General features: G+C 70.8%; 20 protein-coding genes and 2 pseudogenes. 14 read left to right on the top strand and 8 right to left on the bottom strand.

The window, feature by feature from the left end; all coding sequences use genetic code 11:
- The first annotated feature begins 143 nt into the window (after positions 1-143).
- From BM536_RS10760 to BM536_RS10770, 3 genes and pseudogenes are all read left to right on the top strand, one after another.
- A pseudogene (locus BM536_RS10760) lies at positions 144-2,194 on the top strand (M4 family metallopeptidase).
- Between the two features lie 322 nt (positions 2,195-2,516).
- Positions 2,517-4,181, top strand: a complete 1,665-nt coding sequence (locus BM536_RS10765; protein WP_073492822.1) for a M4 family metallopeptidase — start codon at positions 2,517-2,519, stop codon at positions 4,179-4,181.
- Positions 4,182-4,251: 70 nt separating this feature from the next.
- The gene (locus BM536_RS10770) at positions 4,252-4,770 is read left to right on the top strand and encodes a DUF1990 domain-containing protein (protein ID WP_073492820.1); all 519 of its coding nucleotides are present in this window, start codon (positions 4,252-4,254) and stop codon (positions 4,768-4,770) included.
- A gap of 362 nt (positions 4,771-5,132) precedes the next feature.
- Here BM536_RS10770 and BM536_RS10775 read toward each other — a convergent pair whose 3' ends face one another.
- Both BM536_RS10775 and BM536_RS10780 read right to left on the bottom strand, forming a co-directional pair.
- Positions 5,133-5,858 (bottom strand): glycosyltransferase family protein, encoded by a 726-nt coding sequence (locus tag BM536_RS10775; RefSeq protein WP_073492818.1) that lies wholly within the window; start codon positions 5,856-5,858, stop codon positions 5,133-5,135.
- Between the two features lie 28 nt (positions 5,859-5,886).
- A complete protein-coding gene (locus BM536_RS10780; protein WP_073492837.1) occupies positions 5,887-7,092 on the bottom strand; it encodes a macrolide family glycosyltransferase in 1,206 nt (401 codons plus the stop codon).
- 224 nt (positions 7,093-7,316) lie between these two features.
- Between BM536_RS10780 and BM536_RS10785 the strand changes: the two genes are divergently transcribed.
- The 5 genes from BM536_RS10785 (at position 7,317) to BM536_RS10805 (ending at position 11,907) form a co-directional block, all read left to right on the top strand.
- Positions 7,317-8,210, top strand: coding sequence for an ABC transporter ATP-binding protein (locus BM536_RS10785; protein WP_245873363.1), 894 nt, complete (start codon positions 7,317-7,319; stop codon positions 8,208-8,210).
- A gap of 5 nt (positions 8,211-8,215) precedes the next feature.
- Positions 8,216-8,992 carry an ABC transporter permease gene (locus BM536_RS10790; protein ID WP_073492814.1) on the top strand — a complete coding sequence of 259 codons (777 nt, stop codon included), beginning with the start codon at positions 8,216-8,218 and terminating at the stop codon, positions 8,990-8,992.
- Between the two features lie 33 nt (positions 8,993-9,025).
- Positions 9,026-9,811: an ABC transporter permease gene (locus BM536_RS10795; RefSeq protein ID WP_073492812.1), complete on the top strand. Its 786-nt coding sequence runs from the start codon at positions 9,026-9,028 to the stop codon at positions 9,809-9,811.
- Between the two features lie 187 nt (positions 9,812-9,998).
- Complete coding sequence (locus tag BM536_RS10800; RefSeq protein ID WP_073492810.1) at positions 9,999-11,237, top strand: condensation domain-containing protein; 1,239 nt, start codon at positions 9,999-10,001, stop codon at positions 11,235-11,237.
- 115 nt (positions 11,238-11,352) lie between these two features.
- A complete protein-coding gene (locus tag BM536_RS10805; RefSeq protein WP_094102851.1) occupies positions 11,353-11,907 on the top strand; it encodes a hypothetical protein in 555 nt (184 codons plus the stop codon).
- A gap of 11 nt (positions 11,908-11,918) precedes the next feature.
- Here BM536_RS10805 and BM536_RS42695 read toward each other — a convergent pair.
- Positions 11,919-13,651 (bottom strand): annotated as a pseudogene (locus BM536_RS42695) (carbamoyltransferase C-terminal domain-containing protein).
- A complete protein-coding gene (locus BM536_RS10815; protein WP_073492806.1) occupies positions 13,648-15,561 on the bottom strand; it encodes a condensation domain-containing protein in 1,914 nt (637 codons plus the stop codon). Before BM536_RS10815 ends, BM536_RS42695 begins: the two are co-directional and overlap by 4 nt.
- Positions 15,562-16,052: 491 nt before the next feature.
- On the opposite strand from BM536_RS10815, the gene BM536_RS10820 reads away from it, so the two are divergent.
- On the top strand, positions 16,053-16,280 hold the full coding sequence (locus BM536_RS10820; protein ID WP_073492804.1) for a type II toxin-antitoxin system VapB family antitoxin: 228 nt from the start codon (positions 16,053-16,055) through the stop codon (positions 16,278-16,280).
- Entirely contained in the window at positions 16,277-16,684 is a 408-nt protein-coding gene (locus BM536_RS10825; RefSeq protein ID WP_073492802.1) for a PIN domain nuclease, read from the top strand. Before BM536_RS10820 ends, BM536_RS10825 begins: the two co-directional genes overlap by 4 nt.
- 224 nt (positions 16,685-16,908) lie before the next feature.
- Here BM536_RS10825 and BM536_RS10830 read toward each other — a convergent pair whose 3' ends face one another.
- Positions 16,909-18,507, bottom strand: coding sequence for a discoidin domain-containing protein (locus BM536_RS10830; protein ID WP_073492800.1), 1,599 nt, complete (start codon positions 18,505-18,507; stop codon positions 16,909-16,911).
- A 165-nt stretch (positions 18,508-18,672) separates the two neighbouring features.
- Entirely contained in the window at positions 18,673-19,137 is a 465-nt protein-coding gene (locus BM536_RS10835; RefSeq protein WP_073492798.1) for an ATP-binding protein, read from the bottom strand.
- A 233-nt stretch (positions 19,138-19,370) separates the two neighbouring features.
- Between BM536_RS10835 and BM536_RS10840 the strand changes: the two genes are divergently transcribed.
- Both BM536_RS10840 and BM536_RS10845 read left to right on the top strand, forming a co-directional pair.
- On the top strand, positions 19,371-20,222 hold the full coding sequence (locus tag BM536_RS10840) for a helix-turn-helix domain-containing protein (RefSeq protein ID WP_073492796.1): 852 nt from the start codon (positions 19,371-19,373) through the stop codon (positions 20,220-20,222).
- An 11-nt stretch (positions 20,223-20,233) separates the two neighbouring features.
- The gene (locus tag BM536_RS10845; protein WP_073492794.1) at positions 20,234-20,419 is read left to right on the top strand and encodes a DUF397 domain-containing protein; all 186 of its coding nucleotides are present in this window, start codon (positions 20,234-20,236) and stop codon (positions 20,417-20,419) included.
- 66 nt (positions 20,420-20,485) lie between these two features.
- On the opposite strand, the gene BM536_RS10850 is transcribed toward BM536_RS10845, so the two are convergent.
- Entirely contained in the window at positions 20,486-20,887 is a 402-nt protein-coding gene (locus tag BM536_RS10850; RefSeq protein WP_342748791.1) for a PIN domain-containing protein, read from the bottom strand.
- 324 nt (positions 20,888-21,211) lie between these two features.
- Positions 21,212-23,830 carry a glycosyltransferase family 1 protein gene (locus BM536_RS10855; protein WP_073492792.1) on the bottom strand — a complete coding sequence of 873 codons (2,619 nt, stop codon included), beginning with the start codon at positions 23,828-23,830 and terminating at the stop codon, positions 21,212-21,214.
- 338 nt (positions 23,831-24,168) lie between these two features.
- Between BM536_RS10855 and BM536_RS10860 the strand changes: the two genes are divergently transcribed.
- Both BM536_RS10860 and BM536_RS10865 read left to right on the top strand, forming a co-directional pair.
- Positions 24,169-25,521: a S8 family peptidase gene (locus BM536_RS10860; protein WP_073492790.1), complete on the top strand. Its 1,353-nt coding sequence runs from the start codon at positions 24,169-24,171 to the stop codon at positions 25,519-25,521.
- Positions 25,522-25,798: 277 nt separating this feature from the next.
- On the top strand, positions 25,799-26,581 hold a 783-nt coding region (locus BM536_RS10865; protein ID WP_143650881.1), incomplete at its 3' end, for a maltotransferase domain-containing protein.

Here is a 26,581-nt window from a genome sequence, read left to right on the forward strand (position 1 = left end):
GCTGCCACTCTTCCCACTGCTACTGCACAGCAACCCCACAGCGTCACCCGTTCTGCGTACGGCCCTAGTTGTGCCCGCGCGGCCCACCCGCCGTGCGGTCTCCCCCGGCCGCGTGACCCGCGGCCGCGCAGAAGGAGTCAGTGTTGAGCAGCAGTTCCTCTCCTCGCAGACGCACCTCCCACACCCCCTCCCGCAGAGCCGCGGCCTTCGCCCTCGTCGGCGTCTCCGCGCTCATCGCCGCCGCCGTGCAGTCCGGCGCCGCGACGGCCGCCCCGGAGAAGGCACCGCAGGCGGCCGGCCAGGCGATACCGGGCTCCGAGTCGGTCCGGCTCAGCCCCGCCCAGCGCGCCGAGCTGATCCGCGACGCGAACGCCGACAAGGCGCAGCAGGCCAAGGAACTGGGCCTCGGCGCCCAGGAGGCGCTGGTCGTCCGGGACGTCGTCAAGGACGCCGACGGCACCGTCCACACCCGCTACGAGCGCACCTACGCGGGCCTGCCGGTGCTCGGCGGCGACCTGGTCGTCGAGTCCACCCCGGCCGCGCGACGGAGTCCGTCGTCAAGGCCACCCGCGCCGCCATCAAGCCGGCCACCACCACCGCCAAGGTGCCCGCGGCCGAGGCCGAGGCACAGGCGCTGGCCGCCGCGAAGGCGGAGGAGGCCAAGAGCCCCGACGTCAACCGCGCGCCCCGCAAGGTCATCTGGGCCGCGAGCGGCACGCCGACCGTGGCCTACGAGACGGTCGTCGGCGGGTTCCAGCACGACGGCACCCCGCAGGAACTGCACGTCGTCACGGACGCCACCAGCGGCGCCAAGCTGTACGAGTGGGAGGCCATCGAGACCGGCACCGGCAACACGGTGTACAGCGGTCAGGTCACCATCGGCAGCACGCAGTCCGGTTCGACGTACAACCTCACCGACGCGTCCCGCGGCAACCACCGGACGTACAACCTCAACCGCGGTACCTCCGGCACCGGCACCCTCTTCTCGGGCCCCGACGACGTCTGGGGCAACGGCAGCCCCTCGAACCTGGAGTCGGCCGGCGCCGACGCCGCCTACGGCGCCCAGCTGACCTGGGACTACTACAAGAACGTGCACGGGCGTTCCGGCATCCGCGGCGACGGGGTCGGCGCGTACTCCCGCGTCCACTACGGCAACAACTACGTCAACGCGTTCTGGTCGGACAGCTGCTTCTGCATGACGTACGGCGACGGCTCCGGCAACGCCAACCCGCTGACGTCGATCGACGTGGCCGCGCACGAGATGACGCACGGCCTCACCTCCAACACGGCCGGCCTCAACTACAGCGGCGAGTCCGGCGGGCTGAACGAGGCGACGTCCGACATCTTCGGCGCCACCGTCGAGTTCTACGCCAACAACCCCTCCGACGTCGGTGACTACCTCATCGGCGAGGAGATCAACATCAACGGCAACGGCACGCCGCTGCGGTACATGGACAAACCGAGCAAGGACGGCTCGTCCAAGGACAGCTGGTACTCCGGCATCGGCTCGATCGACGTGCACTACTCCTCGGGCCCGGCCAACCACTTCTTCTACCTGCTGAGCGAGGGCAGCGGCACCAAGACCATCAACGGTGTCTCGTACAACTCGCCCACCTCGGACGGACTGCCGGTGACCGGCATCGGCCGGGACAAGGCCGAGAAGATCTGGTTCCGCGCGCTGACCACGAAGTTCACCTCGACCACCAACTACGCGGGCGCCCGCACGGGCACCCTCGCGGCGGCCGGTGAGCTGTACGGCACGACGAGCGCCGAGTACACGGCGGTGCAGCACGCGTGGGCGGGCATCGCGGTCGGCGCGCGGCCCGGTGGCGGCGGTGGTGGCGGCACCTCCTTCGAGAGCACCACCGACGTGTCGATTCCGGACAACGGCGCGGCGGTCACCTCGCCGGTCACCGTCTCCGGCCGGACGGGCAACGCGCCGTCGAACCTCGCGGTGGCGGTCGACATCGTCCACACCTACGTCGGTGACCTCCAGGTGCAGTTGCTCGCGCCCGACGGCACGGCGTACACGCTGAAGGCGTACGGCACCGGCGGCAGCGCGGACAACCTGAACACCACGTACACGGTGAACGCGTCCTCCGAGGTCGCCAACGGCGTCTGGACGTTGCGCGTCCAGGACAACGCGGCCGTGGACACCGGCTACATCAACGGCTGGAAGCTGACCTTCCCGTAGGTCGCCGCCACGCCGAGCCAGGGGGCCGCAGGCGGGCCCACCCCCCACGCACAGGACGCCGCTTCGGAGCTTCGGCTCCCGGGGCGGCGTCCTCTTTTTGCCAGTCGATTGCCCTGGCTGTGTTGGTCTTTGACCGAGGTCACGCCCGTTCACATGACCGCAATATTCATCAGCCGGTCGACTTTCGGCCAACATCACTTGAGGGTCATGACATGTACGCGACCTTGATGCCACTCTTCCTGTCACCCGCCGCACAACTTCACCGCCGTCACGGCCGGCCTCCCCACGCCGGCCGGGCACCCCCCACTCCCAAGGAGCTTGTGTGTCCTCCCTCTACGCGCGTCACAAGCGCACCACCCTGGCCATCGCGACCGCCGTCGCGGCCGGAGCCCTCGTCACCACCGGACTCACCTCCGGTACGGCCGCCGCCCAGGCCCCCGCCGACACCACGGCCGCCAAGCCCCTCGCCGTGCCGACCGCGCTCGCCCCGGCCGTCCGCACCGCCCTCATCCAGGACAAGCAGGCCGACGCCGGCGCCACCGCGCGGGAGATAGGCCTCGGCGCCCAGGAGAAGCTGGTCGTCCGGGACGTCGTCAAGGACGCCGACGGCACCGTCCACACCCGCTACGAGCGCACCTACGCCGGGCTGCCGGTCCTCGGCGGCGACCTGGTCGTCCACGAGTCGGCCACCGGCGCGGACCAGGGCGTCACCAAGGCGACGACGGCCACCATCAAGGTCGCCTCGACCGCCGCGACCGTCGGCACCGCCAAGGCCGAGAACCAGGCGCTGTCGCTGGCGAAGGCGGCGGGCTCGAAGGACACGGAGGCCTCGCAGGCGCCCCGCAAGGTGATCTGGGCGGGCAACGGCAGCAAGCCGGTCCTGGCCTACGAGACCGTCGTCGGCGGCCTCCAGGAGGACGGCACCCCCAACGAGCTGCACGTCATCACCGACGCGGCCACCGGCGCGAAGCTGTACGAGTACCAGGGCATCGAGACCGGCAGCGGCAAGAGCCTCTACTCCGGCACGGTCGCCCTCGGCACCGCCCTGTCGGGTTCGACGTACCAGCTGTACGACACCTCGCGCGGCGGCCACAAGACGTACAACAAGGCGCGCAGCACGACCAGTTCGGCGGGCACGCTGTTCACGGACGCCGACGACGTCTGGGGCACCGGCGCGGCCTCCAGCTCGACCTCGGACCAGACGGCGGCGGTCGACGCGGCCTACGGCGCCCAGACCACCTGGGACTTCTACAAGAACACCTTCGGCCGCAACGGCATCAAGAACAACGGCGTCGCCGCGTACTCCCGGGTCCACTACGGCAACGCGTACGTCAACGCCTTCTGGTCGGACGCCTGCTTCTGCATGACGTACGGCGACGGCGAGTCCAACACCAACGCGCTGACCTCGCTCGACGTGGCCGCCCACGAGATGACCCACGGCGTCACCTCCAACACGGCGGGTCTGAACTACTCGGGTGAGTCCGGCGGCCTGAACGAGGCCACGTCCGACATCTTCGGCACGGCGGTCGAGTTCTTCGCGGCGAACACCTCGGACCCCGGTGACTACCTCATCGGCGAGAAGATCGACATCAACGGCGACGGCAGCCCGCTGCGCCACCAGGACAAGCCGAGCAAGGACGGCGCGTCGGCCGACTACTGGTCGTCCACGCTGAAGAACCTGGACGTGCACTACTCGTCCGGCCCGGCGAACCACTTCTTCTACCTCCTCTCCGAGGGCAGCGGCGCCAAGACGATCAACGGCGTGGCCTACAACTCCCCCACCTACAACGGCTCGACGGTCACCGGCATCGGCCGCGCCAAGGCGGTCCAGATCTGGTACAAGGCGCTGACCTCGTACATGACGTCGACCACGAACTACGCGGGCGCCCGCACGGCGACCCTGAGCGCCGCGTCCGCGCTCTACGGCTCCACCAGCACGGAGTACAAGGCGGTCGCGGCCGCCTGGACGGCGGTCAACGTCGCCTGACGGCCGACCGACCGATGTGGGGCGGCACCCGGGAAGAAGGCGTTCCGGGTGCGCCCTACTCTTGGGTCCCATGTCAGTTGCGGACTTCACGTACGAGGACGTCGGCGCCACGCGCGAGCCCGGCTTCTGCCCGCCCGGCTTCCACGCCCTGCACGTGCGTACGCGCCTCGGCGAGGGCGAGGAGGTGTTCCGACGCGCCGCCGAGGCGGTCCTCACCTGGGAGATGCACCGCGTCCTCGGCGTCGGCATCGAGACGAGTGCCGAGCGCGCGGCCCCCGACGTGGACGTCACGGTCACCCTGGGCGGCCTGATAAAGGCGCCCTGCCGCGTCGTCTGGACCCTGGAGGAACGCCGCCGCGCCGGCTGGGCCTACGGCACACTGCCCGGCCACCCCGAATCCGGCGAGGAGTCCTTCGTCGTCGACCGCACGGGAGACGGCACGGTCTGGCTGACGGTGTCCGCCTTCAGCCGCCCCGCCAAGTGGTACGCCCGGGCGGGCGGCCCGGCGACGCGCGGCCTGCAACAGGCGTACGCCCGCCGTTGCGGGACGGTGCTGCGGGGGTTGGCCACGGCCGGACTGCAGGAGTAGCCCGCACGGAGATCCAGCGATCCGTCCGTACCGGCGACAGCGTCCGTCCGTAATGGCGACAGCGGCGGGCGGCATCTGTGCGAACGCCCCCCGGCCGCGTCGTCGAGCCGACCCTCGAGTCACGGCGCGATACCGGTCCGAGCGGGTCCGGCCGAGGGAGAGACCGTACGGTGGCCGGCCGCCCGCGGGGTCGCCGTGGCCGCGATGCCCACGAGGGTGCCCCGGAGCAGCGCGGCGGTCACCCCTTCTCCGAGGCCGGACGCCGTGTACGGCAGCCCCGAGTGCGTCTGTGACCCGTCATGTGCCGTGCGCGGCTCGCCCGGACGTCACTGAACTCCCGGACGTCACCGAACTCCGGGGCGTCACCGATCTCGGTGGGCGAAGCTCATGCCGGGCGTCTCCGCCGTGTTGAAGTTGATGAACCCGGCCACCTCGACGGCGCTCGCACCGGCCAGCGGGCTGTCCGCCCCTTGGAGGGCGACCTCCGGGAGCCGGTGGGCTTCCTCGGGGCCCGCGACGACCATGGCCCACGCGGCGTTGAAGCCGTCAGGACGCCGGGGTTTCTCCTCCGCCGCGAGCACCCTGACGCCCTCCTCGTGCTCAGCCAGCCTCAGCGCTCCCAGCTCGCGCAGCGCCTCCGGGGCGAACCCTCTGGCAGCCACCACGCACCAGCCGGACGGCTCCGTCCTGCCCACCGCCTCCACGAGGCTCCGCTCGCTGCCGGGGCCCACGAGCGTGATGTCCGGCAGCACCAGGGCGACCCGTCCCTCGGCGAGCGGCAGTGCGGTGCGGATGGCCCCGCTGAGGCTGTCCTCGAAGGAATCGTCCTGGTACACGAAGACCATGTTCAGGTCCCGGGTGTAGTCGGCGAGATGGCCGACCACATCCAGCTTGTGCGTCCTGAAGACGACCACCAGCCGGACGCTCAGTCCGGACCTGGCGAGTTCGACGACCGTCTCCAGGCTCCGGTCGATCACGGAGACACCGGGCGCCAGGCAGTGCAACTCCTTGGAGTACGGGGCGCCGAAGCGCACGCCGAAGCCCGCGCAGGGGAGGATGACGGTGACATCGGGGGATGACGTACTCACTCATGGCCTCCCGGTCGGCGGTGCCGCTTCAGCGCACTTCGGCCTCGAGCAGATCGGCGGCCCGGCGCGCCCCGCCCTCCTGGACCATTTCCTCCTTGAGCCGGCTCAGACGATCGGCCACCTCAGGGTCGTCGACCAGCCCCGTCACCGCCGAGCGCAGCGCCTCGGCGGTCACTTCCTCGGCTGGGATCTCGCGGGCCACGCCGAGTTCCCGCAGCGTCTGCGAGTTGAGGAACTGATCGGCGCCCCTGGGGATGGTGACCATGGGCACCTCGCAGTCCAGGGCCTCCAGGACGGCTCCCATGCCCCCGCGGCTGATGAAGGCGTCCGCCTGGCGCAGGATGGCCAGCTGGGGGATGCGGCCGTGCACCTCGATGTTGGCCGGCACCGTGCCCAGAGCCGCCCGGTCGGAGTCCCGCCAGACGTGCAGCACCACGTGCCAGCCCGGCAGGTTCCCGAACGCCTCGACGCAAGTCTCGAAGAAGCCCGGCTCGTCCGAGTACGAGGTGCCGAGGGTGATGAGCAGGAGCCGGTCGGCCTCGGCCATCCCGGGTGGACGCTCCCACCCTCCCTGGTGGGACCGGTCCCCCAGGCACGCCCCGACGAACGTGTGGACGGCGGGATCGATCCTGTCGGCGTACGGCTGGAGGAATCTCGGGATGAGGCCGAGGGACCGGTCCGGTTCGTTCGCGAAGGTGTAGACGGCCATGTCGGCGAAGCCCTGCTGGTCGAGCCAGTCGCGATAGCGACGCTCATGCGCCTCGTGGCGGGGGTCGGACGAGTACAGGGCGGCCTCGGCCCGCTGCTCCTCCGTGGGCTCCCAGGACGACATCTGCGCCAGCATCACCGCGGGCACTCCCCACCGACGGGCGAGGATGCGCGCGTAGGGGGTGAGCCAGTCGTACAGGACGAGGTCGGGCGGGTCGTCGTCCGCATAGGCGGCGGCGAGCTGCGGAAGGGCCTGCATGCTGTCCGCCAAGCCGGCCTCCATACAGCCGACGGGCCCCTTCTTCAGCCAGTCCCCGGTGTCCATACCCAATGTGCAGTGGTAGAGCCTGGGTTCCGCCCCCACGGAGGAGACGATGTCCGCGTATTTTTCGGGTATGGCATAAGTGACCCGGTGCCCACGAGCGGCCAGCTCCCTGATGACTTCCAGACTTGTATAGATGTGACCAGGCGCCGCCGCATTGAACATCGCAATACGGAGAGGTCTTCCCAACCGCGAGGAATGCATGCCCACATGCTAATCAGCACCTCCTCTCGGCGGCAAGAGCGCACCTCCGCCAATCAGCTTGCGTCACAAGCCAGTTGAGCAGTTTCGGGCCTCCGTCGAACTGTCGAATAAATTCGACTGTGACGGGACTCGGGGGCTGCTGTTAGCATCGCCGAATGGCATCGTGAATCAGAGGGCGGAGCGTGATGGGAACCGGGGACGCACTGATATCTGCCCAGGGCCTGATGAAGCGTTATGGCGATTCGAAAGTGGTCGACGACATCCACTTCGAAGTCCGGACCGGCGAGGTCTTCTCGCTGCTGGGGCCGAACGGCGCCGGAAAAAGCACCACCATGCGTATGCTCAGCGGAACTTCCACGCCCTCCGGTGGAAGCCTGCGCATCCTCGGTATGAATCCCGTGAAGGACGGTCCCGCCATCCGGGCGCGGTTGGGCGTGGTGCCCCAGAAGGACAATCTCGACCGCGAACTGACGGTTCTGGAGAATCTGACGACGTATGCCCGTCTCTTCGGGCTGAGCCGAAAAGCCGCCCGGGAACGCTCCGTGGAACTCCTGGAGTTCGTCCAGCTCACCGACCGGGCGAAAGACCTCATCGACTCGCTGTCGGGCGGCATGACGCGCCGGCTCACCATCGCGCGCGCCCTGGTGAACAAGCCGGACGTCATCCTGCTGGACGAGCCCACGACCGGGCTGGACCCCCAGGCCCGCCATCTGCTGTGGGACCGGCTGCGGGAGTTGAAGCGGAACGGCGTGACCGTGGTTCTCACCACCCACTACATGGACGAGGCCGAGCAACTGAGCGACCGGATCACCATCGTGGACCGCGGACGGATCGTGGCCTCCGGCACGCCCGCGCAGTTGCTGCGGGCCCATGGCACCCCCGAAGTCGTCGAACTGCGTCACGACGACGGCTGCGACCCCTCGCACCTGCCCGCACTCCGGTCGCTGGCCGAGCGGGTCGAGGTCCTGGGGAGCCGGGTCCTTCTCTACGTGAAGAGCGCCGAGGAGACGGTGGCCGCGGTCCACCGCGCCGGGCTCCGGCCGAGCGGGACACTCGAGCGCAGATGCACCCTGGAGGACGTCTTCCTGCGCCTGACCGGGCGCTCACTCGTGGAGTAGCGACGATGCTGAACGGCACGCTGCGCGTCGCGCGTTTCCACCTCACCCTCTACCGCAGGACCTGGCGGGCCACCACCTTCACCAGCTTCCTCATGCCGCTGCTGTACCTGGGTGTCGTCGGCATCGGAGCGGGCAGCTACGTGGAGAACGACGTCGAGGGCTTCTCCTACGTCCAGTTCCTGGCGCCCGGACTCCTGGCCGTCGTCGCCTTCCAGACGGCCGCGGAGGAGGCGGGCTTCCCCCTGTACGCCGCGATCCGGCTGACCGACCGGTACCAGCGGATGCTCACTGCCCCCCTCAGCCTGGGCCAGGTGCTGGCCGGTCACCTGTTCTTCATCACCATCCGCGCGGCCGTGTCGGCCGCGGTCTTCTGCGCGGTGGCCGCACTGCTGGGCGTGTTCGACAGCTGGCTGTGCCTGCTGCTGGTGCCGGTCGCCATGGTGGTGGCCCTGGCGGCGGCGGCCCCCCTCTTCGCCTTCACCGCCCGGCTGACCAGTTCGGCCAACCTCATGACCGTGTCCCGGCTGGTGGTACTGCCGCTGTCGATGTTCTCCGGGGTGTTCTTCCCCGTCGAGGACCTGCCGGCGGCCGTGCAGCCGCTGATCCGGATCTCTCCCCTGTGGCACGGAGTCGAACTGTGCCGCGGCCTCTCCGGCGCGTTCACGGCCGGTTCCGGTACGGCCCCGTCGTTCCTCGCCGGCCACCTGGGGGTCCTGCTGCTGTGGGCGGCGGTCGGCTTCGCCCTGACGCTGCTGGTGTTCAGACGCCACCTTTCCGACTGACCGCACACCGACCGAAAGCAGAGGTTGCCGCCCATGCCCACCTTCGCGACAGCGGGCGCGAAGCTCCACCGCTCCGGCACGTTCGTGCTGCGGGGCCTGCTGCTGAACCGCCGGGCCTGGCCCAACTTCCTCTCCACGCTCCTGGAGCCGGTGATTCTGCTCCTCGCCCTCGGCATGGGGATGGGCAGGCTGATCGGCGAGGTCACCGTCCACGGGCAGATCATGAGCTACGAGCAGTTCGTCGCCCCGGCGATGCTGGCCACAGCCGCGGTCTCCGGCGTGGTCAACGAGACCACCTACTCCTTCTACGCCAAGCTCACCCAGCGGCTGTACGAGGGCTACCTGGCCACTCCGCTCACGATCGGCGAGCTGGCCGCGGGCGAGACCGCCTGGGCACTGCTGTGCGGAGGGGTCTACTCGTCCGCGTTCCTGGTCTCCATGGCGGCCCTCGGCCTGGCACCCTCCTGGTGGGTCCTCCTGGCGCTGCCGGGTGCGGCACTGATCAGCCTGGCGTTCGCAGCCGTCAGCATGGCCGCGACCACGTTCATGCGCCGGTGGGAGGACTTCGAGCAGGTGAGCATCTGGATGCTCGTGATGACCATGTGCTCGGGAACCGTGTTCCCCCTCGAGACCTACCCGGGCTGGGGACAGGCGATCGTACGGCTCACTCCTCTCTACCAGGGCGTGGAACTGCTGCGGGACCTGTCCGTCGGCCGCCTCACCTCGGGGACGGCGGGCCATGTCTGCTATCTGCTGGCCATGTCCGTGGCCGGATTCGTGCTGGCTCGGCGCCGGCTGAACCGACTGCTGGCCAATTGATCGTTCCGGGAAACCCGAGTCGGGCTCGGCGCACCACTCTGGCGCCTCGGCGCGGAGGGTCGCGGGGAACGCACGGACCGCGCATCCGGTCGGCCCGCGCGGCAGTGGCGAGCAAGACCTTCGCGACGCCGTCGTGGAGCCGCCTTTCCGAGCCGAGCCGACCCGGCTCCTGAACGGAGGACGCGTCATGCCGGTGCTCGAACGCTCGGGCCCTCTGCAGTCGGGGCTGTGCCAGGTGGAGTGGATCCACACGGTGTGTGAGGGATCGGAGCCGTTCGGGGGTCCCAGCGTCGACGTGGAACTTCCCGACTCCCTCGGCGAGCGGCAGGTGGAGGAGGCTGTCAGCCTCCTTGTCGCCCGCCACGAGGTGCTGCGCACCACCTTCGCCCAGGACGAGAGTGGTCAGGCGGTGCAGCGGGTGTGGCAACCGGAGCGGGTGCGCCTCCACCCGTCGGACGACTCCCTGCGGGCGCCGTTCCGCATCGAGAGCGAGTGGCCGATCAGGGCAGCCCTCACACAACAGGGCGATGGCCGCAGGGAGTTGACCCTGGTGATGGCCCATATCGCGATCGACGCCTGGTCGATGGACGTCATGCTGCGGGAACTGCGGACGATCCTGGACGCGCTCGCGTGCGGTGAGCTGCCGGAGCTGCCTCCCGTGGTCCACCACCCCGTCGACCAGGCGCGACTCGAACGATCGGAGCGGATGAGGGCCGTCCGGGCGCGGAACCTGCGCTTCTGGGAGGAAGAGTTCCGGCACCTTCCGAGCGGCCCGTTCGCCGTCCCGGTGATCCCGCCCGAGGTCGGATACCACCACGTCCACCTGGACTCCTGGGCGCTGGGTCCCGCGCTCACCCGCATAGGACGGCGGCTCTCGGTGCCCTCCGCCTTCCTCGCGGCGGTGGCCCTGGCCGTGTCCGCGGTGTCCGGGCAGGACCGCGTCGCGTTCGCCACCGCATGGTCGTCCCGGGCCAGCCGGCCCACCCGGCAGATGATGGGTTCCGTCACGAGGGACCTCGTTCTGGCCGTCGGCGTTCCCCGCGACGGCCGGTTCCAGGACCTGGCCGCGGCAGCGATGCACGCCAGTCTGCGGGCCGCGAGACGAAGCGACTGCGACGTCCTGGAACTGCTGGAGGCCGAGGCGCGCGCGGGACGTCACCGAGGGGCGCGCACCCACCCGGGTGTCTTCGTCAACTTCCACTACCACGCGGAGGCGGAGGGCGCGGACGGCGACGGCGGCTCCTCGCCCGACCTCGCCCCGCTGCTCACCCGAGGCCGCACGGAGCGCACACACCTGCCCCCGGTGCCTTTCGAGGACGGCCCGCACCTCCTGTACATGTCCGCGCTCCCGGCCCCGAGGGCCGTCCGCAGGTGTTCCTCTCCGCCAACGACGCCGTGCTGGACGCGGACGGCGCCCTCGCCTTGATGCTGCGGGTCGAGCGCATCCTCGTCCGATTCGCCGACGACCCCGATCTCGCCAGCGCGGAGTTCCTGCCGGACCGGGGCGCCCGGGACGGTGTGCACGGTGTCCGGGACGCCGGGTGGGTGACGGTCGACGGGTCCTGGGCCGATCTCCGCCTGATCGAGACGGCTCTGCGGGAACACCCGGGCGTCACCGCGGCCCGGCCTTCACCGACGACGGCTCACTTCGCGCCGCGGTCACCGCCGAAGGCCCGGACTCGGATGCCTTCGCACTGCGCCGGTTCCTGCTCAACAAGGTCGGGCCGCGGCACGCCCTGGTCGTCCCGGACCGCTTCCTGATCAACGGCGAGCCGGCCGAAACCGGCTCCGATCCCGGCTCCGGCTCCGGCTCCAAGCCTTCCTCCGCCCGCTTCGCCCGCCCCGCCCCGGGCCGCGAACAGGCCCTGCACGATGCCGCGATCCGAGCCGGCGGTCTGGAGGCGGTGAGCATGCACGAGGGGTACGTGGAGGCGGGCGGACGCCTGGCGGCCGTACCCAAGGTGCTGGAACTGCTCGCGCGCCAGGGGCTCACCGGGCTGCGGTTCGACGACTTCCGGCTACCCTGCGACCTTTCCGCGCTGGCCGCGCGCCTGCGCTCACAGGGCAGCCCGCCCCTGGAGCGCCCGCGCCGCTGATCGCCTGATGCTCATCGTGCGCGGGACGCCTTCCGGTAGAGCGTCTGGTCAAGGACGAGGAAGTCCAGGTCCATGGAACGGAACGCCGCGAGGGCGTCCGTGGCGCTGTTGACGATGGGCTCGCCCTTGTCGTTGAAGGACGTGTTGAGGAGGACGGGGGGCGCTCCGCGGCCGGCGAGCCCCTCCAGTACCGCCTCGACCGCCGGAGCCGCGCCGGAGGCCAGGACCTGCGGGCGGGTCGTGCCGTCGACGTGCACGACACCGGGAGCGACCCGCCGGGCCTCGTCGGTGACGCGGGCCGCGCCGAGCATGTAACGGCTGAGGTGCTCCTGCCGCTCCCACAGCCTGGCGCCGTACTCCGCGAAGGTGACGCCGGCGAACGGGCGCCACCGCTCGCGTGCTTGATCCGGTTGACCCGGGCGTGTACGTCCGCGGTGTCCGGCACCGCCAGGATGGAGCGGTGGCACAGGGCGCGCGGGCCGATCTCGGCCCTGCCCTGGGCGACCGCGCCCACCTGTCCGTCGAGCAGGAGGTCCGTGACCTGGTCGGCGTCGAAGTCGGTGCGGAGCAGACCGGACATCTCCGGGTGCGCGACGCCGGGTGCCCGCACGTCCTCCCCCAGATAGGGGCTCATCGCCTCGCCCGTCCTTCGCGGGGGACACACCGTCCACGCGGCGCCCAGTGCCACCCCGGCATCGTGCGGGACGGGCGGGACGAACACGGGCCCCGGCAGTACGCCGTTGGCGCTGCAGTTGAGTGCCACACCTCCCGCCAGGCAGAGTTCCTCCACGCCCGCGAGCCCTCTGGCCGTGGAGGCGAGGGACGTCACCGCGTCCTCGATCAGGCGCTGTGCGGTGTAGGCGACGAGCACGGCGGCCGGGTCCTCGGGCAGCCGGTGCACCGGGACGGTGGGGCCGTCGGCTCCGGCAAGCTTGGAGTAGAGGTCGCGCCAGGCGGCCACCGTCGCGCCGTAGTGGCGCCCGATCTCGTCGATCGTCGCCTGTCCGTGGCTCTCCGGCAGCGAGGGGACCGCCGGCCGGAGGTCACCGCCGTCGATGTCGAGCAGTGTCTCCACGGAGAGCCCCTGAGCCCGTCCGTAGGCGGCCAGCCCCATGGTCTTGCCGGCGTTCAGATGGTGGAAGCCGAGCCACTCCGAGGCGCCGTCGTACGCGTATCCCAGGGAGGCCGTGCGCGGCCAGGCGCGCTTGAGTTCGGGCGCACGGCCGTAGGAGAACGACCAGATGCTGGTCGACTCGTTCTCGCCGTTCCCGTCGATGACCAGTACGCCTGCCTCGGAGAACGGTGAGGCGTAGAAGGCCGACGCGGCGTGCGCCTCGTGGTGGGGGACGCGGACGATCCTGGGAAGCCGTCCCGGAAAGTCGAATCCGGTGGCGTGCGTGGCCAGCTCACGCTCGTCCGCGAAGAACCCGGGGAACATCTGGTCGACGTTCCAGCCGATGGCGATCACGTCGATGTCGTCGATGGTGATTCCGGCCTGGTCGAGGCAGAACCGCGCGGCCCCGACGGGCTTGTTGAAGCCGTCACCGATCGCATGGCGGACTCTGTTGTGGCGCTCCTGCTCGGAGTAGGCGATGACGTTCCCGCTGCCGTCCACGAGGCAGGCGGCGGCGTCGTGCCACCCGGCGGGTGGGGCGTTCACACCAAGGATCCACATCTGGGTTCTCCCATGGCTCGTCGGGACGGGGGCGGGTGGTGATCGCGGGAACCGGGGCCCGTCGCTCATTCGCGGGCGAGCGCTCGGCGCGACGCTCGCAGCAGCGGGAGTGTGCGCAGGCTGCACGGCCGCAGGAAGTCACCGGCGACGAAGCCCTCCACCCCCTGCTGCCGCAAACGGGCGAGAACCACGGGGACGCGCCTCAGCAGGCCGCCGGCCTCCACGTAGCTGAGGGACATGTCCACGTCGCCGAGTTCGTTGGCTTCCCGCACCGACGCACGGACGGCTCGTTCCACCGTGCTCTCCCCGTATTCGGCGGCGGTCCGCCCTTCGGCCCCGGCGGCTTCCGACACGACGACGCGCTCGGGCACCACCAGAGCGTGGCGGAAGTCCAGGTGTGCCAAGAGGAACTCGCGGAGTTCGGCGGGCGACGGGCCCCCGGGGCGGGTGACGACGTACGCGACTGTCGTTCCGTCCGGTTCCACCCGCGCGCTCGCGGAGGCCACCCCCTCGTGCCTGCGCAGGATCTCCTCGGTGAGCCCGTGGTGGAACCACGACCCGTCGAGCGAGATCCAGTCCTCGCCGACCAGCCTTGGCGTCAGACCGCTCACCCGTTGGGCCTCGGCCATGGACAGGTCGTCGGCCAGTGCGAGTTCGACGAGCATCGCCTCGATGCCCCGGGCGAGGGAGACGGCCTCGGACTCGGTGAGGATGGCTTGGTTCGCCGCGAGGAAGATCTCCGGACGGCCACCCTCGCCAAGGGCGAGGGACATGTACAGGTTGAAGTCGTCGTAGTGTTCCTCGGCTCCCGTCTCGGCCGTCACCGAACTGCCGGGGAGCAGGTCGCGCGGATCGGCGGCGTGCGGCACGGGCGGTGTGCGGGGCCACCCGGAGTCCGGGCCGGGTCCGAGGTTCACGAAGACAGCGGATCGGCGCCACGCGCCGCGCCGGCGGTTGATCAGGGAGTCGGCCTGAAGGAGGCCGTAGACGTCATATTGGCTGTGCAGCGCGCACAAGCGCATCGCCTCGTCGGTCCGGTGGACGGCCTGGACGAAGGAGGGGGCGTCCGAGAGGTCGATGTTCAGGATGATGTCCCGCATCACCGACGCGACGAGTCTCCTCGTGCGCTCGGGCTCGCGTGCGGGCCAGGTGTACGAGAGGGGTATGACGGGCTGTCGGCAGATCGTGGCGAGGCAGATGGCCAGGGCTGTGAGGAGTACCGGTTCCAGCGGCAGACGGTGCTCGCGGTGAAGGAGGGGAAGGGCCTCCCCGAGCGCCGGCGACGCCAGTCCCACCCTCGTGTAGCGGACCTGTTCCGGGATGACGGCGGTGGGGAAGATCCCGGCCGGCGCGGCGGAGATGACACTCCGCCAGTGATCGAGACAGCTGCCGTCGTCGGCGCCCGCCTCCGCGAGGGCATGGTCGAGCGGCTGGCATACGACGGGAGGAAGCACCACGGGTCGGCCTGACGCCGCCGCTGACAGGGCCTCGGTGAGTTCTTCGCACAGGACCTCCTGCCCCCGGTAGTCGATTGCGATGTGGGCGATCACCAGGAGGAGTTGGCGGTGCCCCGCGTCCCGCAGGATCACAGCGGCCCGCAGGGGCGTCTCGGCGAACACGTCGAACGGGGCGTCGCAGAAGGCGTCCAGTTCGGCAGCCCGAGGGCGAGCACCGGAGAGGTCGAACCGCCGCAGGGGGACAGGAACCGGCGGCCAGACGGTCTGCACCGGGTCGCCCTTGTGGTCGGCGGGGAAGGTGGTGCGCAGCACCTCGTGTCGCTCCACCATGAGGGCGACGGCTCCACCGACCTCCTCCGAGGACAGACCGGCGGGGAGATCCAGCCACAGGCACTGGCGTGGGTGGCGGGCCCGCCCGTGTTTCCGGTAGTAGAGCCACTCCTGCTGGGCTATGCCGTACTGGAGAGGGCCGCGCCGGACGGGAGTGCCGACATCCGGTCGCCGACGCTCTGGTCGCGTCATCCCTGAACGGGTGGGTGAGAGTGTCCCGTCCGCCTCGGGTGAGAGTGTCTCGTCTGCCTCGGGTGAGAGTGTCCCGTTGACCTCGGCTGAGGGCGCCCGACCGCGCACCGCCGCCCGAGACCGGCACGTCCGCACCACACACTTCTCTGGACCATGGGCTCCACACCTCAGCGAGTTGTCACGGCCGTGCAAGATCGAGCGCCACGTAGCCTGACACAGGAAGGAGGGGTGGACAAGCGCTTTCTACCGCACGGCGTCGGCGTGACACTGGGGGAAATCACCTCCGCCACGGAGGTCTCTGGGACCTGGCTGCGGACGGCGGCCTCGACACCGAAGCCCTTCTCGACGCGCGAAGCGCGGTGACGCCCCCCGCTGAGCGTGGCCGACCACCTCGTGGTGAAGGAGGATGCCGGAACGCACGTCCGGCGAACCACCCATGTACACCCGATCAGGTACATTGATATACGCCTGCGTATACATGGAGGAGAGTCATGAGCCGTACGGTGATCGACCTCGACGACGAAGCGCTGGAAGCTGCGGCCAGGGAACTCGGGACCACGACCAAGCGCGACACGATCAACACCGCCCTGCGCGAAATAGTGGCACGCAACCGCCGCCTGCGCGCCCTCCATGAGCTGCAGGACCTGGCGGCGGACGGCGGCCTCGACGCCGAAGCCCTTCTCGACAAGCGCACCTACCGCGGTGGTACCGCCCGTTGAGCGTGGCCGACTACCTCATCGACACCTCCGCCCTCGCCCGCGTGCTGCTGCGCCAGGCGACCGAGGACTGGGAGCGTCGCATCGGCGCCGGGCTGATCGCTCTGTGCGACCTCACCGAACTCGAGGTGCAGTACTCGGCACGCTCCACGAAGGACCGCGAGATCATCGCCTCGCGCCTGAACGAGCTGACCTGGTGCCCGATGCCGGACGGAGTCTTCCGGCGCGCTCGTGTCGTCCAGGAGCAGCTCACCGCCAAGGGCGAACACCGCAGCGCGGGACCGGTCGACCTGCTGATCGCGGCCGTCGCGGAGGAAGCGGAACTGACACTGCTCCACTACGACCGCGACTTCGAGACGATCGCCCGCACGACCGGGCAACCCGTCCGGATGATCGATCTCAGGTAGCGACGGAGGCAGCCGACCGGCACCGTCTGCGAACACACGGCCCTCGGCGCACCCACCGCGAACCACGACAGCCTCCCGCCACCGCGCCCGAGCCGCCCGCCCCCCACGGTCCACGCCGGTGGACGGCCCCCGGTCCCCGTGCGGCTCGGCGAAGGACGCGGGAAGGTACGGATGGCCGCCCCGCGCCGACCTCGACCCGCCCGCCACCGTGGGGCGCCGTGGCCTCAGGAATTCTTCAGGTACGCCGCCAGCTTGCCGATGAGCCGGGCGGCGTCGTCCAGGCCGCGGGCCGTGTCGCCGAGGTCGCCGGCGAGCAGCTGCGGCAGGGCCTGCCCCGCTTCCTTCCCCTCCTCCCGGCCGGGCACGTCGGACCAGGGGCCGGGGACGCTCGTACCCCGGTATCCGACGGGATCGCCCCCGCGCGGCGCCCGGTAACCGGTGAAGTCGGCGGCGCTCCGCGTCGGCGCGGCGGCCGGGACCTCGGCCGCGAGGAACTGGACCCGGGACAGCTGGGTCTGGTCGGAGCCGTGGTTGCAGGTGATGCTCAGGCGGTAGCGGGCGTAGGACGCGGGTGAGGCGACGGAGTACTCCTTCGTCTCGTGACGCTGCCGGAAGCGTTCACCGGTGCGGGAGTCCACGGTCGTCCAGTGGCCGCCGTCGTGCGAGCCCTGCAGCTCCCAGTCCTGCGGGTCCCGCTCGGGGGCGTCGTTCGCCGAGGTCAGCCGGTAGACGGTGATGGCGGCGGGGCGTTCGAGGGTGAAGTCCAGCTCGGCGGTCTCGTCGTTCGCCAGCCACTTGCTCCAGGACTTGCCGAGGAGGTTCTCCGCGACCTCGCCCACCACGTCGAACTCGTCGCTCGCCTCGATGCCCACGACCGTACGCGTGATGTCCCGCGGCTCACCGGCGGGTTCCGTCGGGCCGGGCCCGTCGGCGGAGCCGAGGACGACCGAGGCGGTGGTGCCCCGCCGGTCGGTCCAGGACACGCGCTCCACGGGCGCCCCTCCGTCGTCGAGCAGCAGCCGCAGCTCGCCGGAGGGGGACCAGGTGCCGTCGTGCCCCTCCTCGGTGGAGAACCGGTGCAGGGGGGCTCCGACCGTGCCCTCGGGGTAGGCCCAGCGGTCGGCGGGAGAGCCGCGGTACTCGGTCACCGCACCCTCGGCGGTCGTACGGTGGCCCAGGAAACCGGACAGGTCCGCGCGCAGCCCGATGGCCGCCTCCGATCCGTCCGTCCCGCGCCAGGAGAGGTGGGCGGGCAGGGCCCGTTCGCCGCTGTCGATGCTCTCTATGTGGAAGAGCAGCCGGGAAGCGGGCTGCCAGGCGGTGGAGCCGGGGGCGCGGACCTCGGTGGTGAAGGCGACGACGGACCGTCCGGCCGCCCGGGCCGCCATGGCGCGCTCCGACCGCTCCCGGTCGTGCGCGGGGTCCACGGTCACGGCGCGCAGCCGCAGCAGCCCTTCCGCGCCCTCCGGGTTGCGTATCTCGAGGAGGTTGTCACCCGCGGCCAGGAGTTCCCCCGGCACACTGAGAATGGTGACCCGCGGGTCGCTGTGTCCCCTGTGTCCCTCGTCCCCTGGTGTCGCCAAATTCTCGGCCAGGGCCTTGCCGTTGAGCAGGACGTCCATCGGAGCGCCCGCACCGAGCACGGTCACCCTGACGACGGCCTCGGCGACCTCCTCCCCCTCACCCACCGTGAAGTCCAGCCGGATGTGCCCGCCGGCGCCCAGCGCGAGGTGCGAGGGGGCGATCCCGCAGCGGTGGTGGGCGACCACGGCGTTCGACAGCTGGGCCGGAGTGATGGAGAAGTCGGCGAATACGGGTTCCATGGGTGTCCCTACGTCGTCCGGGGCATGCCGGTCGTACCGGTCACGGTGTGCGCGGCGCGGCCCTGCGGCCCGTGGCGCATGCAGAACCTATCGGGGGCCACTGACAACAGGTCACTCAAGTCACCTCATGTGCAAGGCAGTTACTCTTCCGGTCACCGACAATGCTCAGCCTTCGAGGCCACCGCGCCCTCCCCCGACCTCGAACCACAGCAGCTTCCCCCCGCCCCGCCCGAGCCTGCCACCCTCCAGCGGCCACCCGCCCCACCAGTCCGCGTACTCCTGCACGAGGTACAGCCCGCGCCCGCCCTCACGGTTCACGTCGGCGGGCGGAACCCGATCTCCGGGCAGCTTGGCGAAGGGCGCGGGGATGTACGGGTGGCTGTCCCACACGCCGACCCTGACCCGCCCGTCACTCAAGGCGGTCATCCGCAGGGAGGCGGGCCCCCTGGTGTGCAGGTAGGCATTGGTGACCAGCTCGGAGGCCAACAACTCGACGGCTTCGAGCACTTCCTCCCTCCCGTGCCCGCGGAGCACCGCCCGCACGGTCATACGTGCGACCCGTGCGGCGCGGGGGTCATGCGGCAGCCGAAGGGCGTACACCCAGGTGTCGGGCGGGGCTACGGTGACCATGAGAACTCCTCCGGAGAAAAAGGGGAATCGAACGGCTCGCTCATGGCCCGCGCCGGGCGGTGGCAGTGCCTGGTGGGTGCGCTTCCGACTTAGGGGCGGGGCTGTTGAGCGGCTTGTGCTGCACAACGTAGCGTCGCCAATGTAAGACCTTCCATTGAACCTGCGAAGTTCTACCAATTGCCACTCGCGTGGGTGACGTTGAAGGCCCACACCGAGCAGAGAAGCGAACAACCATGTCACCCGACCTCGCCGTGACCCTGCGCCAGCAGCGTCTGGGCTCGGAGTTGCGCAAGCTCCGTGAGCGTGCCGGACTCACGTCGACCGCGGCTGCGGCGCTCCTCGGCGGCCCGCAAGCTCGGATCAGCAATATCGAGGCGGGCCGCTACGCGGTCAGCGCCGACCGCGTGCGCACTCTCGCGCACCACTACAGCTGTGCGGACGAGGCCTACGTCGACTCCCTGGCCGCTATGACCGGTGGCCGTAAGCGGGGGTGGTGGGACGAGTACCGGGACACATTGCCTTCCGGCTTGCTCGACCTGGCTGAACTGGAGCACCACGCCGTGACTTTGCGCGTGGCAGTGACGGTCCACATGCCGGGCCTGCTACAGACCGCTGACCATGCCCGTGCCACGATGCGCGAAGCGGTTCCGCCCCTGCGCCCGTACGAGATCGAGCACCGCGTCTCCTACCGAGTGAAGCGACAAGCCGTCCTGTTCGAGGGCACTCCCACTCCCTACACGGCCATCGTTCACGAAGCGGCCCTACGCATGAGTTTCGGAGGACCGGACATCGCTCGTGCTCAGCTCAGCCACCTCCTGGAGATGAGCGAACAGCCCACGATCACGGTCTTGGTGATCCCCTTCGGCCAGACAGGCTTTCCCGCCGCGGGCCAGCCCATCACGCTCGCTACCGGACCCGTCCCCCAGCTCGACACCGTCGTCCTGGACACCGACCACGGTTGCGAATTCCTCGACGCGGAGGCCCAGTTGGGCCGCTACCGTGCCGTACTGGACCGCATGAAGTCCCGCGCACTCCCGGAGCCGAAGTCCCGGGACCTCATCCACCACATCGTCAGCACCCAATGAGGAACCCCGCCATGCCCGAACTCACCTGGCAAAAGTCCACGTACAGCGCCGAGGCCGCGAACTGCGTCTACGTCGCCACCTCCCTCACCGGACCCGTCCACCTCCGCGAGAGCGACAACCCGGATGTCATCCTCACCACGACTGCACCTCGCCTGCGGGCCTTGATACGCAGCCTCAAGGACCACCCAGGGAACTGAGGACTGTGTACGTGAAGCGTCACCCGTCGAGGTCGTCGGGCAACAGCCGAAACGCGTCGTGACGGGTCAGGGGCGCATGACTCGGAAGTGCTTGTCCGTGGTGAGGACGGTGTCAGTCCGATAGGCCGCGGCGAGGGCTGCGTTCATGGCGTCCGTCAAGCCCGCACCTTTGCCGCCGCCAACGTCCTGATACGCCTGCGCCACACTGACGGCCGTCCGGAAGTGCGGGCCGACATCCGGAATCTCGAATCGCTGAAGATCGGCCTGCTTGCCGATGAAGTCCGGGGCGATGCCGGCCGCACGGCTCCCGCTCTTCTCGCTGATGAGGTAGTCCAACTCCGCGAAAACCAGGGGCGAGATCGCCAGGTGGCCGACACGGGCGAGCGCGGCGGAGTGCTCAGCGTGACGTGCATCCTTTTTCGCGAGGACGCGATAGAGGCCGTTGGTGTCGGCGATGGCGACCGGCACGCTAATCATCGAGGCCGCCTCCCATGCCGCGCAGGCTGGCGCGGATCTCCCTTCCGTGATGGCGGGTAGTTCGAGGTCGGGGATGTCCAGGTCCCCATGGGATCGGTGCGGAACTGATGGACAGGCTCGTCCAGGCGCTCTATCGGAACGATGCCCATAATCGGCCCACCGTGCCTAGTGACGATCAGGGTCGCTCCCGCCTCAACCTGCTGCGCAATGCAAGAGCCTGTCGCCCCTCGGACAGCGGCGCGGGATCAGCAATAAGAAACGGGCCCCGCGGCAACCACACCCGCCGCGGGACCCGTCGTCACCTCACCCCATCCCCTACCGCATCAACACCCCCGCCCCCTCCACCAGTTCCTCCGAAGGCCCCGCCACCAGCCCCAGTTCCGCCCCCGAGGCGATCAGCGGGTGGTCCGGGAGGATGCGGACCGTGTAGCCGTACGGGCCCGTGCGGTCGAGGGAGAGGGGGCCCTCGTAGACCCAGCGGCCCTCCAGGTCGGGGCCGCCCGCCGGTTTCAGCGGGACCGTCGTGCCGTCCGTGATGCGGTCCTCCGCGTCGACGCGGCCGGAGACGGCCTGGACCTCGACGTCGTCGGGGGTGAGGTCGCCTAGGCGCAGGCGGACGCGGAGGGCGAGCGTCGTGCCGAGTTCGGCGGTCGGGGTGGCCGCGGAGGTCTCGACGTGGTCGACGGTGACGGCGTGCCAGACGGCGCGCACCTTCGCCTTCCAGGCGGCGAGGTCGCGGGCCGAGTCCGGGTCGAGGGCACGGTGGGCCAGGGCCGCCGGGGTGTAGAGCCGTTCGACGTACTCGCGGACCATGCGGCCGGCCAGCACCTTCGGGCCGAGGAGGGTGATGGTCTGGCGGACCATCTCGATCCAGCGGTCGGGCAGTCCCTCCCGCCCGTGCTCGTAGAAGCGCGGCGTGACGCGCTGCTCCAGCAGGTCGTACAGCGCCGCCGCCTCGATGTCGTCGCGGTGGTCGGCGTCGGTGCCGGAGCCGTCCGCGGTGGGGATCGCCCAGCCGAAGTCGGGCTGGAACCACTCGTCCCACCAGCCGTCCAGGACGGACAGGTTGAGACAGCCGTTGAGCGCCGCCTTCATGCCAGAGGTGCCGCAGGCCTCCAGCGGGCGCAGCGGGTTGTTCAGCCAGATGTCGCAGCCGGGGTACAGCTTCTGCGCCATCGCCATGCCGTAGTCGGGGAGGAAGACGATGCGGTGGCGCACGCGCGGGTCGTCCGCGAAGCGCACCAGTTCCTGGACGAGCCTCTTCCCGCCGTCGTCGGCCGGGTGCGCCTTGCCCGCCACGACGATCTGAATCGGCCGCTCGGGGTGCAGGAGCAGGTCCATCAGACGGTCGCGGTCCCGCAGCATCAGCGTCAGCCGCTTGTACGACGGGACGCGGCGCGCGAACCCGATGGTGAGGACGTCGGGGTCGAGGACGCCGTCGATCCAGCCCAGCTCGGCCGTGCCCGCGCCGCGCTGCCGCCAGGAGGCGCGCAACCGCTGCCGTACCTCCATGACGAGCTGTTCGCGCAGGTCGCGGCGGAGGTTCCAGATGTCCTGGTCGGCGATCTCGGCGACGGAGTCCCAGCGGTCGGAGCCGCCGACGCTGAGCGCGTCCTCGGCGCGCTGGCCGCCGATCTGCCGGGCGCCCAGTCGCAGCACCTCGGGGGCGACCCAGGTGGGGGCGTGCACGCCGTTGGTGACGGAGGTGATCGGCACCTCCTCGGCGTCGAAGCCGGGCCACAGGCCGGCGAACATCTCGCGGCTGACCTGGCCGTGCAGGAGCGAGACGCCGTTGGCGCGCTGGGCGAGGCGCAGGCCCATCACCGCCATGTTGAAGAGGTTGGCCTCGCCGCCCGGATAGGTCTCCATGCCCAGACCCAGAATGCGGCCGACGTCGATGCGCGGGAGTTCCGCGCCGGGACCGAAGTGCCGGGCGACCAGTTCGCGGTCGAAGCGGTCGATGCCGGCCGGGACGGGGGTGTGGGTGGTGAACACCGTGCCGGCGCGGACGGCTTCCAGGGCGGAGTCGAAGTCGAGTCCCTCGTCGCAGAGTTCGGCGATCCGCTCCAGGCCGAGGAACCCGGCGTGCCCCTCGTTGGTGTGGAACACCTCGGGCGGGGCGTGCCCGGTCAGCCGGCAGTACGTGCGTACCGCCCGGACACCTCCTATGCCGAGCAGCATCTCCTGGAGGAGCCGGTGTTCGCTGCCGCCGCCGTAGAGCCGGTCGGTCACCCCGCGTTCGCCGAGGTCGTTCTCCTCGACGTCGGAGTCGAGCATCAGCAGCGGCACGCGGCCGACCCGGGCCAGCCAGATCCGGGCGTGGAGCTGTTTTCCGCCGGGGAGGGCGAGGGAGACCTGAGCGGGGGTGCCGTCGTCCTCCTTCAGCTGGCTGACCGGCAGTTCGTTGGGGTCGAGGACGGGATAGTGCTCCTGCTGCCAGCCCTCGCGGGAGAGGGTCTGGCGGAAGTAGCCGTGCCGGTAGAGCAGCCCGACCCCGATGAGGGGAACGCCCAGGTCGCTGGCGGCCTTCAGGTGGTCGCCGGCGAGGATGCCGAGGCCGCCGGAGTACTGGGGCAGGGCGGCCGTGACGCCGAACTCCGGGGAGAAGTAGGCGACGGCGGCGGGCAGCTCGGCGGACTGCGCCTGGTACCAGCGGTCGCCGGTCATGTAGTCGTTCAGGTCGTCGGCGGCGGCGGTGAGCCGGCTCAGGAAATCGGGGTCCTCGGCCAGTTCCTGGAGGCGCGCGGCGCGTACGCCACCCAGCAGTCGTACGGGGTCGCCGCCCACGGTCGCCCAGTGCTCGGGGTCGACGGACCGGAAGAGTTCACGGGTTTCCGCATGCCATGACCAGCGCAGGTTGCGCGCGAGGTCACTGAGCGGCCGGAGAGGTTCGGGGAGAAGGGGTCGGACAGTGAATCGACGGATCGCCTTCACATTCCACCTCGGCGTGCGTGAGGAGTGGGCGCACGGCAGTGTGCGTCAACGTCTCTGATGACGGTACCGGCGTCGGTGCCGGACTTGCTGGAGGCTGCCGCCGCCGGACCCGTACTTCGGCCCTCGCCGGGGCCTCCCGCACCCCGCCGGACGAGCCGCCCGCCCCGCCCGGCTCCCCCTGCTGCCCTGACCGGCGCCCCAGAGCCCCCCAGTGCGCCCCTTTATGGCCGATTCCACCCCCGCGGGCCACCTTGTGACACTTCACGCCGCACGAGAGGCTGCGGGTGGCGCACCCGGCACCGCCGTCGTGCGTCGAGTCGAGGAGGGGAACTCGAACCATGGCTCGGACGCGGACACGGCGTCTGCGCCGGGCGGGGGGTCTCATCGCGGTCGCCACGACCCTGGTGTTTTCGGCCATCACCCCGCCCGCGCACGCCGCACCACCGGAGGGGACGATAAGCGGCGCCGGTCAGCCCGGCACCGTGGACGGCAGCTATCTCGTGACGCTCAGGGAGGGGGTGCGGGCACCGGTCGCGGGCCGGGGCATCGCCGCACGGTACGGGGCGGGAATCAGCCACACCTACGGCACGGTCCTCAACGGTCTCGCCGTCGAGGCGACCCCGAGACAGGCACGCCGGCTCGCGGCCGACCCGCGGGTCGTGTCGGTCGTCCAGGACACCCGGGTGGCCCTGGACGCGACTCGGCACACCGCCCGGACCCAGGAGATCACGACCCAGCAGACCGCCCGGACCCAGAGGATCACGACCCAGCAGACCGCCCGGACCCAGAGGATCACGACCCGGCACACCACCCGGACCCAGAAGAAGCCGCCCTCCTGGGGACTCGACCGTCTCGACCAGGCGGGCCTCCCCCTGGACGGCGGCTACACCACGCCTGCCTCCTCGGGAGCCGGGGTCACGGTGTACGTCATCGACACCGGCGTACGGATCACGCACCGCGACTTCGGCGGCCGGGCGTCGTACGGGTGGGACTTCGTGGGCGGCGACCGCGGCGCCGGGGACGGCAACGGTCATGGCACCCATGTCGCCGGGACCGTCGCGGGCACGAGCGCGGGCGTCGCCAAGAAGGCGAAGGTGGTCTCCGTCCGCGTGCTGGACGCGGCGGGCGCCGGCACCACCGCGCGGGTCATCGCCGGCATCGACTGGGTCACCCGGCACGCGAGGAAACCGGCGGTCGCCAACCTCAGCCTGGGCGGCCCGTACAACGCGCAGCTGGACGCCGCCGTCCGTGCGTCGATCCGCGCCGGCGTCACCTACACCGTCGCCGCCGGGAACGAGGGCGGGGCGGCCGCCCTGTACTCCCCCGCCGACGTGAAGCAGGCGATCACCGTCGGCGCGACCGACCGCCGGGACGCCCGCGCCGCCTACTCCAACCACGGCTCGGCCCTCGACCTGTTCGCCCCCGGGGTGTCCATCACCTCGACGGCGCACACCGGCGACACGGGGCGCGCGACCTATTCCGGTACGTCGATGGCGGCGCCGCACGCGGCGGGCGCGGCGGCGCTGTACCTGGCCACGCGACCGAAGGCCACGCCCGCGCAGGTGGAACGAGCGCTGGTCGAGGGGGCCACGGACGGCAAGGTGTCCGGCCGGGGCCCCGGTTCACCGGACAGACTCCTGCGGGTCCCGCGGCCCGGGGAACTCGCGCACGGACGGGGCAGGACTTTGTGAATACATACGCGCGAGTAGTTAACAACGTGCCGGATTGCTCACCCGAATAGGGTGGGAAGGCTCCTCCGGTACATGACCCCGTACGACCAGAGCCCGCCGTACGACGAACACGCCGTGCGACGGGCCCGACCCCGGCACGCGCCTGCCGGTCCGCGCTCCGGCGCGCCCGGCTCGCGGCACGCCCCGCAGCACCCGGCACCAACCACACCCCGTATGTCGCAGGACCCACCTCCCCACATCCATCCGCCCACCCTCGTTGATGCGGACAGGAGCGGTCATGCCCGCCACGCACCACTCGTCAGCACCCCCGACACCCCCTCGCACCGCGGCACCACCACCCTCCGAGCGCCCCGCCACCGCCGGACCGACCGCGCCGGAGCGATCCTCCGCGCAGCGGCCGTCCGTGGGTGACGGAACCGCCGTGGGGCGCATACCCGTCCTCGACGTCCGGCCGGTCGTCCAGCACGGCCGCCGGCCCGCCAAGGCGGTCGCCGGAGAGACCTTCCAGGTCTCGGCCACCGTGTTCCGCGAGGGCCACGACGCCGTCGCCGCCAATGTCGTCCTGCGCGATCCCGACGGCCGCCCCGGCCCGTGGACGCCGATGCGCGAGCTGGCTCCCGGTACCGACCGCTGGGGCGCCGACGTCACCCCGGACGCGCCGGGCCGCTGGACGTACACCGTGGAAGGCTGGGGCGACCCGGTCAGCACCTGGCGGCACCACGCGCGCATCAAGATCCCCGCGGGCATCGACACCGGCCTGGTCCTGGAGGAGGGCGCCCGGCTGTACGCGCGCGCCGCCGCCGGGATCCCCGAGGCGGAGGAGGGCTCCGCGGCACAGCGCGACGTGCTGCTCGCCGCGGTCGACGCCCTGCGCGACGAGTCCCGCCCGGCCGCCTCCCGGCTGGCGGCGGCGCTGGACCCGGAGGTGGACGCGGTGCTGGCCCGCCATCCGGTGCGGGAACTGGTCACCGAGTCCGAGACGCTGCCGCTGCTGGTGGAGCGGGAGCGGGCGCTGTACGGCTCCTGGTACGAGTTCTTCCCGCGTTCGGAGGGGACGCCG

The organism is Streptomyces phaeoluteigriseus, from assembly GCF_001896135.2.
Classification (GTDB): Bacteria; Actinomycetota; Actinomycetes; order Streptomycetales; family Streptomycetaceae; genus Streptomyces; species Streptomyces phaeoluteigriseus.

What these genes read in the sequence shown, in the direction of transcription:
- BM536_RS10770 (WP_073492820.1), top strand. Translation starts at nt 4,252, where the DNA reads ATGTCAGTTGCGGACTTCACGTACGAGGACGTCGGCGCCACGCGCGAG.
- BM536_RS10780 (WP_073492837.1), bottom strand. Translation starts at nt 7,092, where the DNA reads ATGCATTCCTCGCGGTTGGGAAGACCTCTCCGTATTGCGATGTTCAAT.
- BM536_RS10785 (WP_245873363.1), top strand. Translation starts at nt 7,317, where the DNA reads ATGAAGCGTTATGGCGATTCGAAAGTGGTCGACGACATCCACTTCGAA.
- BM536_RS10790 (WP_073492814.1), top strand. Translation starts at nt 8,216, where the DNA reads ATGCTGAACGGCACGCTGCGCGTCGCGCGTTTCCACCTCACCCTCTAC.
- BM536_RS10795 (WP_073492812.1), top strand. Translation starts at nt 9,026, where the DNA reads ATGCCCACCTTCGCGACAGCGGGCGCGAAGCTCCACCGCTCCGGCACG.
- BM536_RS10800 (WP_073492810.1), top strand. Translation starts at nt 9,999, where the DNA reads ATGCCGGTGCTCGAACGCTCGGGCCCTCTGCAGTCGGGGCTGTGCCAG.
- BM536_RS10815 (WP_073492806.1), bottom strand. Translation starts at nt 15,561, where the DNA reads ATGACGCGACCAGAGCGTCGGCGACCGGATGTCGGCACTCCCGTCCGG.
- BM536_RS10820 (WP_073492804.1), top strand. Translation starts at nt 16,053, where the DNA reads ATGAGCCGTACGGTGATCGACCTCGACGACGAAGCGCTGGAAGCTGCG.
- BM536_RS10830 (WP_073492800.1), bottom strand. Translation starts at nt 18,507, where the DNA reads ATGGAACCCGTATTCGCCGACTTCTCCATCACTCCGGCCCAGCTGTCG.
- BM536_RS10835 (WP_073492798.1), bottom strand. Translation starts at nt 19,137, where the DNA reads ATGGTCACCGTAGCCCCGCCCGACACCTGGGTGTACGCCCTTCGGCTG.
- BM536_RS10840 (WP_073492796.1), top strand. Translation starts at nt 19,371, where the DNA reads ATGTCACCCGACCTCGCCGTGACCCTGCGCCAGCAGCGTCTGGGCTCG.
- BM536_RS10845 (WP_073492794.1), top strand. Translation starts at nt 20,234, where the DNA reads ATGCCCGAACTCACCTGGCAAAAGTCCACGTACAGCGCCGAGGCCGCG.
- BM536_RS10860 (WP_073492790.1), top strand. Translation starts at nt 24,169, where the DNA reads ATGGCTCGGACGCGGACACGGCGTCTGCGCCGGGCGGGGGGTCTCATC.